The organism is Streptomyces sp. NPDC045846, assembly GCF_056431605.1.
In genome coordinates this window covers 1-15,718 of record NZ_JBWKKJ010000009.1, presented here as the reverse complement: position 1 = coordinate 15,718, position 15,718 = coordinate 1, and the positions used below count along the sequence as shown (strand labels likewise).

The following is a 15,718-nucleotide window of genomic DNA, read 5'->3' as shown; positions in this document are numbered from 1 at the left end:
CGGGCCTCCTCGTACACGTACACGGTCTGGGTGATGCGGCGGGTCACGGTGTGGCCTTGCGGGCCGTGGCGAAGCGGGGGCGGTTGTTCAGGTCGGGGTGGTCGGCCGCGTCCGCCCAGCCGGCCTCCTCGTTGAAGATCCACGGCACCTGGCCGCCCTGGGTGTCGGCGTGCTCGATGACGACGAGCCCGCCGGGCCGCAGGAGGCGGTGCGCGGTGCGCTCGATGCCCCGGATGGTGTCGAGCCCGTCCTCACCGGAGAACAGCGCCAGCTCGGGATCGTGGTCGCGGGCCTCGGGGGCGACGTACTCCCACTCGGTGAGCGGGATGTACGGCGGGTTGGAGATGACCAGGTCGACCTGACCGTCGAGCTCGGGCAGCGCGGTGAGCGCGTCGCCCTGGTGGAGAACGACGCGGGACCCCTCGACGTTCTTCCGCGTCCACTCCAGGGCGTCCTCGGACAGCTCCACGGCATGCACGCGCGAGCGCGGCACCTCCTGCGCCATGGCGAGCGCGATGGCGCCCGAGCCGGTGCACAGGTCCACGATCAGCGGCTCGACGACGTCCATCGCGCGCACGGCGTCTATGGCCCACCCGACCACGGACTCGGTCTCCGGACGGGGCACGAACACGCCCGGCCCCACCTGGAGTTCGAGGTAGCGGAAGAAGGCGCGGCCGGTGATGTGCTGGAGCGGCTCGCGGGCCTCGCGGCGGGCGATGGCCTCCCAGTAGCGCGCGTCGAAGTCGGCGTCCTTGACGTGGTGCAGCTCTCCCCGCTTGACGCCGTGGATGTGCGCGGCGAGCTCCTCCGCGTCGAAGCGCGGAGAGGGCACGCCGGCGTCGGCCAGCCGCTGGGTGGCCTGGGCCACCTCGGCAAGCAGCACGCTTCGGGGGCCTGGGGGTCGCCCCCCAGAGTTTTGCTGCACGCTGGTCCTCCGGCAGTCGTACGGGGGTGGGAATTACTGGGCGGCCGCGAGCTTGGCCGCGGAGTCCGCGTCGACGCAGGCCTGGATCATCGCGTCCAGGTCGCCGTCGAGGACCTGGTCCAAGTTGTACGCCTTGAAGCCGACCCGGTGGTCCGAGATGCGGTTTTCCGGGAAGTTGTACGTCCGGATCTTCTCGGAGCGGTCGACGGTGCGCACCTGGCTGCGGCGGGCGTCGGCGGCCTCCTGCTCGGCGGCCTCCTGGGCGGCCGCGAGCAGCCGCGAGCGCAGGATGCGCATGGCCTGCTCCTTGTTCTGGAGCTGGCTCTTCTCGTTCTGGCAGGAGGCGACCACGCCGGTCGGGATGTGCGTGATGCGCACGGCGGAGTCGGTCGTGTTGACGGACTGGCCGCCGGGGCCCGAGGAGCGGTACACGTCGATGCGGAGGTCGTTCATGTTGATCTCGACGTCGACCTCCTCGGCCTCGGGCGTGACGAGCACGCCGGCGGCGGAGGTGTGGATGCGGCCCTGCGACTCGGTGGCCGGCACGCGCTGCACGCGGTGCACGCCGCCCTCGTACTTCAGGCGCGCCCAGACTCCCTGGCCGGGCTCGGTCGCGCCGTTGCCGCCCTTGGTCTTCACGGCGACCTGGACGTCCTTGTAGCCGCCCTGGTCGGACTCGGTGGAGTCGATGATCTCGGTCTTCCAGCCGACCCGCTCGGCGTAGCGCAGGTACATGCGCAGGAGGTCGCCGGCGAACAGGGCCGACTCGTCGCCGCCCGCGCCCGCCTTGATCTCCAGGAGCACGTCCTTGTCGTCGCTCGGGTCGCGCGGGACCAGGAGCAGGCGGAGCTTCTCGGTGAGCTCCTCGCGCTGCGCGGTCAGGTCCTTGACCTCGGCGGCGAAGTCCGGGTCGTCGGCCGCGAGCTCGCGGGCCGTCTCGATGTCCTCACCCGTCTGCTTCCAGGCGCGGTAGGTCCCGACGATCGGCGTCAGCTCGGCGTAGCGCTTGTTCAGCTTGCGCGCGTTGGCCTGATCGGCGTGGACCGAAGGGTCGGCGAGCTTCGTCTCGAGATCGGCGTGCTCGCCGATCAGGTCCTCGACCGCTTCGAACATCGGTGGCTCCTGGGGTTCAAACGAAGAAGTAGGGCTGGACGGCAAAGCGCCGGTCGCAGCGCCCCCGGGAAGGAGGCGCCGCGGACCGGCGCAGTTGGCTCGCTACTTCTGGGCGGAGCCGGCAGCGGCCTTGCCGAAGCGGGCCTCGAAGCGGGCCACACGGCCGCCGGTGTCCATGATCTTCTGCTTGCCCGTGTAGAACGGGTGGCACTCGGAGCAGATTTCGGCGCGGATGGAACCGCCCTCGATCGTGCTGCGGGTGGTGAAAGCCGCGCCACAGGTGCAGCTGACCTGGGTCTCGACGTACTCGGGGTGGATGTCGCGCTTCAAGGTGTCTCCTAGGTTCGGGAGGGCGCCGGGTCGCAGGCGCGGATTGCGCATACGTGAACCGGGGCCGACGTACCAGTCTGCCAGGACTGGCCGCATCTCCCAAAACCGGGGTGGACGCGCATCTATTCCCGGGCCGTCCGCGAGCCGCCGACGCCCGGCCGCACCCGCCCCGGACCGCCGTGCGGGCCCCTACTGCGGGGCCACGTAGCCGCCCGCGGTGCCCTTGTCGCCCGCCGAGTCGGCGGTCGCGGACGCCGGGATCGGCTGGTCCTTGGCGAGGGCGTCCCAGACCTGGCGGGACTGCGCCTCCAGCGGGCTGACGCGGTTGGAGTCGAGCTTGTCGTACTGCACCGGCAGCGTGATCATCTTGACGTTCCCGGCGTCCAGGCCCTTGAGGCCGTTGGCGAAGCCGATCAGCGAGTTGATCGAGCTCAGGTCCGAGTCGGTGGTGATCGCCTTGGTCGCGGCGTCGGCGAGCCCGTACAGCTTGGCCGGGTTGCTGAACACGCCCACGCTCTTGACCTGGCCGATCAGCGCCTTGATGAAGGCCTGCTGGAGCTGGATGCGGCCGAGGTCGCTGCCGTCGCCGACCACACCGTGCCGGGTCCGTACGAGGCCGAGCGCCTGCTCGCCGTTGAGGGTGTGCCGGCCGGCCGGGAGGTCGAGGTGGCTCTTGTCGTCCTTGATCGGCTTGTTCGTGGTGACGGGCACCCCGCCGAGCTGGTCGATGAGCTTCTTGAAGCCGGTGAAGTCGACCTCGAGGTAGTGGTCCATGCGGATGCCGGACATCTGCTCGACCGTCTTGACCGCACACGCCGGGCCGCCGACCTCGTACGCCGTGTTGAACATCTGGCGCTTGCCGCCCGGGTCGGTCTTGCCGTCCGGGGCGACGCAGGAGGGGCGGGTGATCAGGGTGTCGCGCGGGATGGAGACGACGCTGGCGGTCTTGTGGCCCTGGTAGACGTGGATGACCATCGCCGTGTCGGACCGGGCGCCGCCCTCGTCCGAGCCGTACTCCTTGTTGGCGCCGGCCCGCGAGTCCGAGCCGAGGACCAGGATGTCCATCGAGCCGTTGTCGACGTTCTGCGGGCGGTCGGTGCCGAGCTGGGCGTTGATGTCGACGCCCTTGAGGTTGCCGTTGAGCTTGAAGTACACGTAACCGAGGCCGGCCCCGCCGACCAGCACCACACCGGCCGCGCTCCAGGCGGCTATGCGCACCGCGCGACGGCGCGTGCTGGGCTGCTTGCGGCGCTTGCCCGCCCCGCGTATTCGGCTGCTGCGTGTCCCCTGCTCGGCCATGGTCTCCTCAGTTCTCGGTGCTCCTCCGATTACCCCCTGCCCTGGCATACAGGCACGGATTGTCGACACTCGTCAGACGTCGAAGCACCAAGAAGGGTTGCACAGGGTTCTAAGAAGGCCATAAGAGCGCATCGGGCCCGGCCCGCAAGTCGGGGCCGGGCCCACCGCTCCCACCTGCGGGTTCGCGGCGGCTACGTACGGTGTCCGCAGCCGCCGCGAGCGTGGCGCGTGTGTCGAACGCCTCAGCCGATGAGGCTGTAGCCGTTCCAGCCCCCGCCGATCTGGTAGCGGTCGCCGAAGGCGCCGCGGCCGTTGCCCGGGTAGAGCCAGAGCACGCCCGCGCTGTCCCGCGCGAAGAGGTCGGCCTTGCCGTCCCCGTCGACGTCGCCGGTGGCGGCGTACGCCGGGAACGTCCAGCCCGCCGAGCCCGCGAGCGAGCGGTTGCCGAAGGCGCCGCGGCCGGTGCCCGGGTAGAGCCACAGCCTGCCGGAGGTGTCCTGGGCCAGCAGGTCGGCCTTGCCGTCGCCGGTGTAGTCGCCCTTGCCCACCAGGACCATCGAGCCCCAGCCGCCGCCGAGGGCCGAGCGGTTGCCGAAGGTCCCGTCGCCGTTGCCGGGGTAGAGCCACAGCTGCCCGCTGGTGTCGACCGCCAGGAGGTCGGTCAGGGTGTCGCCGTTGAGGTCGCCCGGCAGCACGATCGACTTCATCGCGCCCCAGCCGCCGCCCAGGTCCTGGTTGACGAAGGCGTTCGCGGCGGCGCTGTAGTGGTACCAGTCCAGGTGCCCGCCGGTGGTGCGCAGGACGAAGTCCTGGCGCTGGTCCCGGTCGAGGTCGGTCTGGCGGACCAGGTCGTAGCCGCGCCAGTCGCCCAGCGAGTAGCGGTTGCCGATGGTGATGCCCTGCGAGTAGTACGCGAAGCCCTCACCGGTGCTGTCGTTGCGCGCGAAGAGGTCGGCGCGCCCGTCGAAGTTCAGGTCGGTGTCGTCGACGCGGGGCTCGACGAGCCCGGCGAGGGTGCTGAGCTTCGAGTAGACGCTGTACGAGCCCGCCGCCACGCAGTTGTCGCGGCCCCAGGACACCACGCCCACGATGCGGTTGCCCACGACGAGCGGGCCGCCGGAGTCACCGTTGCACGGCGAGACGGTGCCCGCGTCGGCGCCGCTCGCCGGGTTCCCCGCGCAGGCCATCTGCCCCGGCACGAAGGAGTTCTCGGGCGCCTGGTTGTAGTACGCGGCGCAGGTGGCGTCGGACTGGACCGGGATCGTCGCCTTGAGCAGCGACATCGAGACGTCCTGGCTGGTGGAGCTGGTGCGGCCCCAGCCGTACACCGTGGCCGGGGTGCCCGGCTGGTAGGCGACGCTCTCGTCGGACGCGGCCGGCTGGAGCGTCTGGTAGGGCAGCGGCGCGGCCAGCGTCAGCACGGCCACGTCCCCGGTGAGGGTGCCCGTGTCGAACGCGGGGTTCGACCACTGGCGGGCCACGTTGACGAGCTGTCCGCCGTGCACGTCACCGTTGAGCGGGTACTGGACGGTGCCGCCCAGGACGACGCCGTTCTTCGTCCAGTCCCGGCCCGCCACGCAGTGGGCGGCGGTGAGCACCTTGCCGGGCGCCACCAGGGTGCCGCCGCAGAAGACGCCCTGGTTGGTCACCGGGTCGTTGTAGAAGAGCTGGACCATCCAGGGAGCCTCGCCGACCGCGGCGGGCGTACCGCCGATGATCTTCGGGTCCTGGCCGGCCGGCGTCTTGGACGCGCTGGGCGCGGGGCTCTGCGCTGCGGCTGGAGAGAAATGGCCTGTTGCGCTCTTGAGCCGGGCCTTCAGTTCTGCTTGGGAGGCCGGGGCCTGCGGCGCCTGGACGCCGTGCTTGCCGGGCAGCGGTGGAGCTTGGGATGCCTGGGCCGGTGCGGCCGCGAGGGCCATCGATCCCAGTGCGAGTACGGCGGTCGCCGCAGGGAGGGCATTGCGCACCCTCCGCCTGCCAGATGTCATTCGATCTCCCCATGGGTTGACCCGTAAATGCGCAGGGGAGTGCGGGCGCCAGAAAACAGAAAGCCCTGCCCGGCGGTTGCCCAGGGCAGAGCTCAGCAGCTCAGTGGCGTATCCGTAATACGTTCCCCCCACTTACGGCCCGCTGATACTACTGCGCAAAAAACGCCCCCGTCACCGAAATGACGGGGGCGCTCTCAAGTGGCCCCGGTGGAGCCGGAATTGCTAGTCGTTGCCGTTGCCCGGACCCGGAGTCGTCTTCTGGATCTGGAGCAGGAACTCGGCGTTCGACTTGGTCTGCTTCATCTTGTCGAGGAGCAGCTCGATGGCCTGCTGCTGGTCGAGCGCGTGCAGCACCCGGCGCAGCTTCCAGACAACCGCGAGCTCGTCGCTGCCGAGCAGGATCTCTTCCTTGCGGGTGCCGGACGCGTCCACGTCCACCGCCGGGAAGATGCGCTTGTCGGCGAGCTTGCGGTCGAGCTTGAGCTCCATGTTGCCGGTGCCCTTGAACTCCTCGAAGATCACCTCGTCCATGCGCGAGCCGGTCTCCACGAGCGCGGTGGCGAGGATGGTCAGCGAGCCGCCGTCCTCGATGTTGCGCGCCGCACCGAAGAAGCGCTTCGGCGGGTAGAGCGCGGTCGAGTCGACACCACCGGACAGGATGCGGCCGGAGGCCGGGGCCGCCAGGTTGTACGCACGGCCCAGACGGGTGATCGAGTCGAGCAGCACGACCACGTCGTGACCGAGCTCGACGAGACGCTTGGCGCGCTCGATGGCCAGCTCGGCGACGGTGGTGTGGTCCTCGGCGGGACGGTCGAAGGTCGAGGAGATGACTTCGCCCTTCACCGACCGCTGCATGTCGGTGACCTCTTCCGGACGCTCGTCGACCAGGACGACCATCAGGTGGCACTCGGGGTTGTTGTGGGTGATCGCGTTGGCGATCGCCTGCATGATCATGGTCTTGCCGGTCTTCGGCGGGGCCACGATCAGGCCTCGCTGGCCCTTGCCGATCGGCGACACGAGGTCGATGATCCGCGTGGTCAGCACGCCCGGGTCGGTCTCCAGACGGAGCCGGTCCTGGGGGTACAGCGGGGTCAGCTTGTTGAACTCCGGGCGGCCGCGGCCCGAGTCGGCGGCCATGCCGTTGGAGGAGTCCAGGCGCACCAGCGCGTTGAACTTCTCGCGGCGCTCGCCGTCCTTGGGCTGGCGGACGGCGCCAGTGACGTGGTCACCCTTGCGCAGCCCGTTCTTGCGGACCTGGGCGAGCGAGACGTACACGTCGTTCGGGCCCGGCAGGTAGCCGGACGTCCGGATGAACGCGTAGTTGTCGAGGATGTCCAGGATGCCCGCGACGGGGATCAGGACGTCGTCGTCGGCGACCTGCGGCTCGGCGCCGAACTCTTCACGGCCACCACGGCGGCCACGGCGGTCGCGGTAGCGTCCGCGCCGGCCACGGCGGCTGCCGTCGTCGTCGAAGTCGTCCTGCGGGCCGTTGTTCTGCTGCTGGCCCTGCTGCTGGCCGCCCTGGCGCTGCTGGCGCTGGCCGCCCTGCTGGTCGTCGCCCTTGCCACGGCGGTCGCCGCGGTCGCCACGGTCCCCGCGGTCGCCCCGCTCACCGCGCTGGCGGTCCCGGCGGTCTCCGCGGTCGCCCCGCTCACCGCGGTCACGGCGGTCCCGGCGGCCCTCGGCGGTCTCGACGGCCTCGGCCGCCTTCGCCTCGGGCTGGGCGTCGGTCCTGACCTCGGCCTTGGCCTCCGTCTTGGTGGCGGTCTCGACGGCCGCCGCGGCGGTCTCGGGGCTGCCGGACGGGGCGGTGGCACGGCGGCGGCGACGCTCGCCCGCGGGCTGCTCGTCACCGGCCGTCTGGTCGGAGACCTTGGCGGACGGCTGGCCCGGGATGTCGATCTGCTGCTGCGCGGGCTGCTTCTCGGCGGGCGCGGCGGCCTCCTCGCCCGTACGGGCCTTGGAGGTGGCGCGGCGCTTCGGCTTGGCCTCGGCGTCGGCGGACGGCGCGGCGCTCTTGCCCGCGGAACCGCCTCCGGCCTGCGCCTCCTTGATGACCTCGATCAGCTGGCTCTTGCGCATGCGCGCGGTGCCCCTGATGCCGAGGCCGGACGCGACCTGCTGCAGCTCGGCCAGGACCATGCCGTCGAGGCCGGTGCCGGAGCGGCGGCGCCGTGCGGTGGTGCCAGAGGCAGCACCTGCGGCGGGCGCGGCGTTGTCGACAGAGCTGTCGGCACTCACGCCCATCAGATCGGTGGTGTCGCTCACGAAGGGTCCTTCCCTGGAGCGGACGTCGGCCTGTCTGGCTCGGCGACCGGTTGTGCTGTCCGGCTGCGGCCTGTGATCTTGGCGACCACGGATCGTGCCGGGGCGGTGGTCCGCCGCGTACGGCGGAGAGATAAACGTGCGTGGGTTCCGGCCCGAGGTCCCCCTACTCGGCCCCTGCTGGGAAAAGCGTGGGGTGTCGTGCCGGTTCCGGAGCGTGCTCGAAACTGCTCAGGCAGGCTGCACAGGCAGTTGGGGAGGCTCTCGGAAGAATGGCGGTCCCTGAAGGGGACACGAAGCACCGCGCCACGAAGACGACCGATGCAGACTTGAGGTTAACACTACCGGATCCAACAAACATTCCCCCTCTCGTTCACCGGCAAGCCGTGCTCCCTGCGCCCGCGCCTACGACCCGAGCGGCAGGACGCTCGCACCCGCGGCGTCGAGACTGAGCCGATTGGCGGCCCACCCCTCCCCCGCCAGGCGTGCGACCTTGTCGGCCGCACCGTCCTCGACCAGCGCGAGCACCGTGGGCCCCGCGCCGGAGATGACTGCGGGGACGCCGTCCGCGCGCAGCCGGTTGACCAGTGCCACGCTCTCCGGCATCGCCGGCGCGCGGTACTCCTGGTGGAGCCGGTCCTCGGTACCCGCGAGCAGCAGCTCGGGCCGCCTGGTCAGGGCCTCCACGAGCAGGGCCGCCCGGCCGGCGTTGGCCGCGGCGTCGACGTGCGGGACGGTACGCGGCAGCAGCCCGCGGGCCGTCTCCGTCAGGACCGCCTTGCCGGGCACGAAGACCACCGGAACGATGGAATCCGCGGGGTCCATCCTGATCGCGCGGGCCGCTCCCCCGTCCATCCAGGACAGCGTGAACCCGCCGAGCAGACAGGCGGCCACGTTGTCGGGGTGTCCCTCGATCTCGGTCGCGAGCTCCAGCAGGGCCGCGTCGTCGAGCCGGGCGTCGCCGCCTATGGTCACCGCGCGCGCGGCCACGATGCCGGCGCAGATGGCGGCGGAGGACGAGCCGAGGCCGCGGCCGTGCGGGATGCGGTTGGCGCAGACGATTTCGAGGCCGCGCGGCTGTCCGCCGAGCAGGTCGAACGCGGTGCGCAGGGACCGTACGAGCAGGTGGCTCTCGTCGCGGGGCAGCGTGTCCGCGCCCTCACCCGCGATGTCGATGCCCAGGCCGGAGTCGGCGACGCGGACGACCACGTCGTCGTAGAGCCCCAGTGACAGGCCCAGGGAGTCGAAGCCCGGGCCGAGGTTGGCACTGGTGGCGGGGACGCGCACCCGTACGGCGGCGGCGCGGAAGGCGGGACCGGCCATCGCTCTGATGACTCTCCTTGTGAGGCTGCGGCTGAGGTCTGCTGCGAGATTTCGAAGACGTACGGAACACCCGAGGGCCACGTGGGCAACTGCACCACGGCATATGCGGCGGGGCGGGTTGGGTACAGCCTATCGAAGGAAGGTTCTGTGGCGACATAGGGCGCACAGGAGGCGCACGATGCGTGTCGCGAGCCCCCTGTGCCCCTACGTGCGGCTTGTCCGGCTTTACGTACGCGTCCCGGCGGTGCGGGACGCATACGCGACGGACCTACGCCAGGCCGAGGCGCTCGGCGGCGGCCGCCGCGTCCACCGGGACGGTGACGGGCTGCGGGGCGCCAGCGACGGCCCAGTCGGGGTCCTTGAGGCCGTTTCCGGTCACCGTGCACACGATCTTCTGGCCCGGGTCGACGAGACCGCGCTCGGCGGCCTTGAGTAGACCGGCGACCGACGCGGCGGAGGCGGGCTCGACGAACACGCCCTCCTGGGAGGCGAGCAGCCGGTACGCGCGCAGAATCTCACGGTCCGTCACTTCGTCGATGAAACCGCCGGATTCGTCCCGCGCGGCCAGGGCGAACTGCCACGAGGCCGGGTTGCCGATGCGGATCGCGGTGGCGATCGTCGAGGGGTCCTTGACGACCTCCCCGCGCACGATCGGCGCCGAACCGGAGGCCTGGAAGCCCCACATGCGCGGGGTGTGCGTGGAGATCCCGTCGCCGGCGTACTCCTTGTAGCCCTTCCAGTACGCCGTGATGTTGCCGGCGTTGCCCACGGGGAGGACGTGGATGTCGGGGGCGTCGCCCAGCGCGTCCACGATCTCGAACGCGGCGGTCTTCTGGCCCTCGATGCGCACCGGGTTGACCGAATTGACCAGCGCCACCGGGTAGTTGTCGGACAGCGAGCGGGCCAGCGTCAGGCAGTCGTCGAAGTTGCCGTCGACCTGGAGGATCTTGGCGCCGTGGATGAGTGCCTGGCCCATCTTGCCGAGCGCGATCTTGCCCTGCGGCACGAGCACCGCGCAGACCATCCCGGCGCGGACCGCGTAGGCGGCGGCGGAGGCCGAGGTGTTGCCGGTGGACGCGCAGATGACCGCCTTGGCGCCCTCCTCCTTCGCCCGGGTGATCGCCATCGTCATCCCGCGGTCCTTGAAGGAACCCGTCGGGTTGGCACCCTCGACCTTGAGGTGCACCTCGCAGCCCGTGCGCTCGGAGAGCACCTGCGCGGGCACGAGGGGCGTGCCGCCCTCGCGGAGCGTGACGACCGGCGTCGTGGCGGAGACGGGGAGCCGGTCCCGGTACTCCTCGATGATTCCGCGCCATTGGTGGGTCATTGCTGGTTACTCCCCTTCAACACGCATGATGCTGGCGACACCACGCACGGTGTCGAGCTTGCGCAGGGCGTCCACGGTCCCGGTGAGGGCCGCGTCGGCCGCGCGGTGAGTGACGACGACGAGGGAGGCCTCGCCGTCCTTGCCGGACTGCCGCACGGTGTCGATGGACACCCCGTGCTCGGCGAAGACCGTCGCCACCTGGGCGAGCACACCCGGCTTGTCGGCGACGTCGAGGCTGATGTGGTAGCGGGTCACGACGTCGCCCATGGGGCTCACGGGCAGCTGCGTGTACGCCGACTCACCCGGGCCGGTCGCCCCGGCGAGCTTGTTGCGGCACACCGCGACCAGGTCGCCGAGGACGGCGGAGGCGGTCGGAGCGCCGCCCGCGCCGGGCCCGTAGAACATGAGCTGCCCGGCGGCCTCGGCCTCGACGAACACCGCGTTGTACGCCCCGCGCACGGAGGCCAGCGGATGGTCGAGCGGGATCATCGCGGGGTGCACGCGGGCGGTCACCGAGCCGCCGTCGGCAGCCCGCTCGCAGATCGCGAGCAGCTTGATGGTGCAGCCCATCTGGCGCGCCGAAGCGAAGTCGGCGGCGGTGACCTCGGTCATGCCCTCGCGGTACACGTCGTCGAGGCGGACCCGGGTGTGGAAGGCGATCCCGGCGAGGATGGCGGCCTTGGCGGCGGCGTCGAAGCCCTCGACGTCGGCGGTCGGGTCGGCCTCGGCGTAGCCGAGCGCGGTGGCCTCGTCGAGGGCCTCCTGGTAGCCGGCGCCCGTCGAGTCCATCTTGTCGAGGATGAAGTTGGTCGTGCCGTTGACGATGCCGAGCACCCGGTTGACCTTGTCGCCCGCGAGGGACTCGCGCAGCGGCCGGATCAGCGGGATCGCGCCGGCGACGGCGGCCTCGTAGTACAGGTCGCGGCCGTGCTCGACGGCGGCGGCGTGCAGGGCCGCGCCGTCCTGGGCGAGCAGCGCCTTGTTCGCGGAGACGACGGAGGCGCCGTGCTCGAACGCGGTGGTGATCAGGGTGCGGGCGGGCTCGATGCCGCCGATGACCTCGACGACGACGTCGATGTCGCCGCGTTTGACGAGGGCGGTGGCGTCGGTGGTGACCAGCGAGGGGTCGATGCCCTCGCGCACCTTGGAGGGCCGGCGGACGGCGACCCCGGCGAGCTCCACGGGAGCGCCGATGCGCGCCGTGAGGTCGTCGGCGTGCGTCGTCATGATGCGCGCCACCTCTGAGCCGACCACTCCACAGCCCAGCAGCGCCACCTTCAGCGGACGCGTACGCATCATCCGACCTCGTTTCCTGTTCAAACCTGGAATGTGAACCAGTCTCACTCACCGGACCGGGGTTTCTGCCCCCGGTCCGGATCCTGAGACAACTATTTCATCTACCCGACGTCGAGACGCAGGAGATCTTCCTCCGTCTCGCGCCGGACGATCACCCGCGCCGATCCGTCGCGCACGGCGACGACCGGCGGGCGCAGTGCGTGGTTGTAATTGCTCGCCATGGAACGGCAGTACGCACCCGTCGCGGGTACGGCAATCAGATCACCTGGTGCCAGGTCCGCGGGCAGGAACGCGTCACGAACCACGATGTCGCCGCTCTCACAGTGCTTGCCGACCACCCTGACCAGCATCGGCTCGGCGTCGGAGGTCCGCGAGACGAGCGCCACCGAGTACTCGGCGTCGTACAGCGCGGTCCGGATGTTGTCGGACATGCCGCCGTCCACGCTCACGTACGTCCGCAGCCCTTCGAGCGGCTTGATCGTGCCGACCTCGTAGAGCGTGAACGCGGTCGGGCCGACGATCGCGCGGCCCGGCTCGACGGAGATGCGCGGCGCGCGCAGCCCGGCGGCGTCGCACTCGCGCGTGACGATCTCGCTGAGGGCCTTGGCGATCTCGTGCGGCTCGCGGGGGTCGTCGTCGGAGGTGTACGCGATGCCGAGGCCGCCGCCCAGGTCGATCTCGGGCAGCTCGACGCCGTGCTCGTCGCGCACCTCGGCGAGCAGCTGCACGACGCGGCGGGCGGACACCTCGAAACCGGCCATGTCGAAGATCTGCGAGCCGATGTGCGAGTGGATGCCGGTCAGTTCGAGCCCGTCGAGCTTGAGCGCGCGCCGCACGGCTTCGGCGGCCTGGCCGCCGGCGAGCGCGATGCCGAACTTCTGGTCCTCGTGCGCGGTGGCGATGAACTCGTGGGTGTGGGCCTCGACGCCGACGGTGACGCGGATGAAGGCCTTCTGCACCTTGCCGAGCTCCCGGGCGATGTGCGCGACGCGCACGATCTCCTGGAAGGAGTCGAGCACGATCCGCCCGACCCCGGCCTCGACGGCCCGCCGGATCTCCGCCTCGCTCTTGTTGTTGCCGTGGAAGGCGATGCGCTCGGCGGGCATGCCCGCGTCGAGGGCGGTGGCGAGCTCGGTGCCGGAGCAGACGTCGAGGTTGAGCCCCTCCTCGTGCAGCCAGCGCACGACGGCCCGCGACAGGAACGCCTTGCCCGCGTAGAACACGTCGGCGTCCCGGCCGAAGGCGTCGGCCCAGGCCCGGCAGCGGGCGCGGAAGTCGGCCTCGTCGAGGAAGTAGGCGGGCGTGCCGAACTCCTCGGCGAGCCGCGACACTTCGAGCCCGCCGACGGTGACCTCGCCGTCCTCGGTGCGGGTGACCGTGCTCGACCAGACCTTCGGGTCAAGGGAGTTGAGGTCGGCGGGGGGCGCGGAATAGTGCCCTTCGGTCAGCACGTCGGCGTGGCGGGGACCGGCGGGGTGCGCGGATCGGCTCATGTTCTCTACGTCTCTTCTCTTACACGTCTGCGGTCATGTGCGCGCACCACGGGGCATGTCCGCGCATGTCACAGAAACTCGGGGGCGTCGATGCCGAGCAGGGACAGGCCGCCGGCCAGCACCGCTCCGGCGGCCTCGGCGAGGGCGAGCCGGTGACGGTGGGCGGCCGAGGGTTTCTCGTCACCGAGCGGCAGCACCACGTGCTGGAAGCGGAGCAGTTCGTCGGCCACGGCTTCGAGCTGCCGCGCCAGCCGATCGGGCGCCTGGTGCCGGGCGGCGCCTTCGAGTACTCCGGGGTGGTCGCCGAGCAGCCCGAGCAGGGCCTCCCCCTCGACAACGGGCCCGGCCTCGGCCCGGAAGCCCAGATCGAGGGCGTTGCGCGTGAGGGCACGGCTGCGGGAGTACGCGTACCGCACCCGGAACAGCGAGTTCGCCTCCCGCTGGGCGAGCAGTTCCGCGACGTCGGTACGGGGCCGGTCGTGCCGGGCGGCCCGGAGCATGGCCCAGCGGGCGGCGCCGTCCCCGACGCGCTCGGCTAGCCCCGGCTCGGGGCAGGCGACCAGCGAGAGCGCCCGTCCTCCTTGACCGGCGGGCAGAACGCGGGCGACGGCGCCCTGCGCCCGGAGCAGCCGCACGACGACGTCGGTGACGACCCGGGCCCGCTCCTCGGAAGCCTCCGCGAAGTCGTGGACCTGCCCGAGGAGCGCTTCGCCGTGGCCGTACGACGTGGCCTCGGCCAGGACCCGCGGGACGACCTCGTGCCGGGCGCCCCGGTCGAGAGTGATGTTGAGGAACCCCGGCCCGCTGATCTCGACGAGGGCGATCCCGGGCTGCTCGGCGATCCGCCGCCGCAGCACCTCGGCCACCTCGCGGGGCGGCAGCCCGGCCGCGGCGGCGAGCTTGAGGGCGACGCCGCTGGCGTAGTCGCCACCGCCCCCGGGCCGGGGCCGCTCGACCTTGACGGCCTCGGGCACGGCACCACCGACGGCTCCGAGGGCACCCTCGTCGACCGCGCTGCGCACGACGCGCACGACGGTACGGGAGAGCTCTGCGGGGGTCACGGGACCAGCGTATGGGAGAAGGGGGGTCCCTCCGCGAACCGGTTTCGCCATACGGGCAGGGCGGCGGCGCGGGGCCGCCGGCCAGGGCGTCAGCCCCGGGTACTGCCGGCTCGCCCGGGCTCCCTGCTGCCGTCGGTGGACGGCGGAGCCTCCCGGTGCAGCAACTGCCGTACGACACGGACCAGTTCGGCGGGCTCGAACGGCTTCGCCAGGAAGGCGTCGACCCCGGCGGCGAGCCCGGTCTCCACCTCGTACTGGGTGCAGGCGCTGATGATCGCGACGGGCAGCCGGCTCGTGCGCGGGTCCGAACGCAGCCGCGCGGCCGTCCGCAGCCCGTCGAGCCGGGGCATCACCACGTCGAGGGTGACCACGTCGGGCCTGACCCGGTGCACGACCTCCAGGCACTCGGCACCATCGGCCGCGGTCACGACCTCGAAGCCCTCCAGCTCGAGGTTGACCCTGATCAGCTGCCGGATGACCTTGTTGTCGTCGACAACAAGAACCCGGCCGGACACGCCTGGCACACCTTGAGGTTAGGTCCGAGGAGGGCACCGCGTCCGGGTTTTCCCCACTTCCACCCCGCCCGGGCGACAGGCCCCGTGGCAGGGACGGAAATACCTGTTCACAGCCACCCCGGGAGAGCTGGTAGGGTTCTACCCGTCGCCGCCGAACGCGGCGGACGCCCCCGTAGCTCAGGGGATAGAGCAACGGCCTCCGGAGCCGTGTGCGCAGGTTCGAATCCTGCCGGGGGCACCTTGCAGAAGGTGCCGAAAAGACCCCGCCATCAGCGAAGTTGCTGAGGCCGGGGTCTTTTTCTTTGTGCTGGGTCCTTGTACGGGGTCCTCGTACGGTCCTTGCGAGATCCTTGCGCGGGGCCTTTTGTACGCGGGGCTTGTACGGGGCGATGCCGATCGTGGGCTTCGAGCAGGGGCGCGGTGTTCCGGCTGGAGGCCCAGCGGGAGGTTCCCCTGCCCTCTCCTTCACGTGATCCGCCTGCAAGTGTCCCGGGCGGGCTCTGGTGGCTCGTACGGCGCCTCTTACGGCGTCCCTGGCAGGAAACGCGTGAGCCCCACGGCCCTGGACGCCTCAGAGGGTCTAGGGCCCCCTCGTGCTACTGGCTACTGGGCACGCTCGCCGGGCTGAGCACCTCGGAACATGCGAAAAAGCCCCGCACCATGGACCCGTATTCCTACGGGTCTGGTACGGGGCTTTCCCCACAATTTGTTCGGCGGCGTCCTACTCTCCCACAGGGTCCCCCCTGCAGTACCATCGGCGCTGAAAGGCTTAGCTTCCGGGTT

12 protein-coding genes, 1 tRNA gene and 1 rRNA gene are annotated in these 15,718 nt (G+C 71.1%); 1 reads left to right on the top strand and 13 read right to left on the bottom strand.

Translation table 11 applies throughout. The annotated features are described in order from the left end of the window. Nucleotides 1-43: 43 nt before the first annotated feature. The 12 genes from prmC to AC07F3_RS24905 form a co-directional block, all read right to left on the bottom strand. On the bottom strand, nucleotides 44-925 hold the full coding sequence (prmC, locus tag AC07F3_RS24960) for a peptide chain release factor N(5)-glutamine methyltransferase (protein ID WP_114038167.1): 882 nt from the start codon (nucleotides 923-925) through the stop codon (nucleotides 44-46). Between the two features lie 33 nt (nucleotides 926-958). Continuing rightward, nucleotides 959-2,038, bottom strand: coding sequence for a peptide chain release factor 1 (gene prfA / locus AC07F3_RS24955; protein ID WP_450893908.1), 1,080 nt, complete (start codon nucleotides 2,036-2,038; stop codon nucleotides 959-961). Between the two features lie 102 nt (nucleotides 2,039-2,140). Continuing rightward, nucleotides 2,141-2,368 (bottom strand): 50S ribosomal protein L31, encoded by a 228-nt coding sequence (gene rpmE / locus AC07F3_RS24950; RefSeq protein ID WP_114038165.1) that lies wholly within the window; start codon nucleotides 2,366-2,368, stop codon nucleotides 2,141-2,143. A gap of 189 nt (nucleotides 2,369-2,557) precedes the next feature. Next, the gene (locus AC07F3_RS24945) at nucleotides 2,558-3,667 is read right to left on the bottom strand and encodes an LCP family protein (RefSeq protein ID WP_479116670.1); all 1,110 of its coding nucleotides are present in this window, start codon (nucleotides 3,665-3,667) and stop codon (nucleotides 2,558-2,560) included. Between the two features lie 242 nt (nucleotides 3,668-3,909). Beyond that, complete coding sequence (locus AC07F3_RS24940; protein WP_479116669.1) at nucleotides 3,910-5,655, bottom strand: trypsin-like serine protease; 1,746 nt, start codon at nucleotides 5,653-5,655, stop codon at nucleotides 3,910-3,912. Between the two features lie 222 nt (nucleotides 5,656-5,877). Further along, the gene (gene rho / locus AC07F3_RS24935; protein ID WP_479116668.1) at nucleotides 5,878-7,923 is read right to left on the bottom strand and encodes a transcription termination factor Rho; all 2,046 of its coding nucleotides are present in this window, start codon (nucleotides 7,921-7,923) and stop codon (nucleotides 5,878-5,880) included. Between the two features lie 402 nt (nucleotides 7,924-8,325). Further along, nucleotides 8,326-9,243: a homoserine kinase gene (gene thrB, locus AC07F3_RS24930; protein WP_114038161.1), complete on the bottom strand. Its 918-nt coding sequence runs from the start codon at nucleotides 9,241-9,243 to the stop codon at nucleotides 8,326-8,328. A 268-nt stretch (nucleotides 9,244-9,511) separates the two neighbouring features. After that, complete coding sequence (thrC, locus tag AC07F3_RS24925; protein ID WP_100577429.1) at nucleotides 9,512-10,570, bottom strand: threonine synthase; 1,059 nt, start codon at nucleotides 10,568-10,570, stop codon at nucleotides 9,512-9,514. Nucleotides 10,571-10,576: 6 nt separating this feature from the next. Then, on the bottom strand, nucleotides 10,577-11,869 hold the full coding sequence (locus AC07F3_RS24920; RefSeq protein ID WP_479116667.1) for a homoserine dehydrogenase: 1,293 nt from the start codon (nucleotides 11,867-11,869) through the stop codon (nucleotides 10,577-10,579). 98 nt (nucleotides 11,870-11,967) lie between these two features. Continuing rightward, nucleotides 11,968-13,359 carry a diaminopimelate decarboxylase gene (gene lysA / locus AC07F3_RS24915; RefSeq protein WP_479116666.1) on the bottom strand — a complete coding sequence of 464 codons (1,392 nt, stop codon included), beginning with the start codon at nucleotides 13,357-13,359 and terminating at the stop codon, nucleotides 11,968-11,970. Between the two features lie 68 nt (nucleotides 13,360-13,427). Continuing rightward, nucleotides 13,428-14,420, bottom strand: a complete 993-nt coding sequence (gene nrtL / locus AC07F3_RS24910; protein WP_479116665.1) for an ArgS-related anticodon-binding protein NrtL — start codon at nucleotides 14,418-14,420, stop codon at nucleotides 13,428-13,430. Between the two features lie 89 nt (nucleotides 14,421-14,509). Beyond that, nucleotides 14,510-14,935 (bottom strand): response regulator, encoded by a 426-nt coding sequence (locus AC07F3_RS24905; protein ID WP_479117019.1) that lies wholly within the window; start codon nucleotides 14,933-14,935, stop codon nucleotides 14,510-14,512. A gap of 166 nt (nucleotides 14,936-15,101) precedes the next feature. Between AC07F3_RS24905 and AC07F3_RS24900 the strand changes: the two genes are divergently transcribed. After that, nucleotides 15,102-15,173 (top strand) — tRNA-Arg (locus AC07F3_RS24900). 470 nt (nucleotides 15,174-15,643) lie between these two features. Here the strand turns inward: AC07F3_RS24900 and rrf are convergent. Continuing rightward, nucleotides 15,644-15,718 (bottom strand): 5S ribosomal RNA (rrf, locus tag AC07F3_RS24895); the annotation flags it as partial.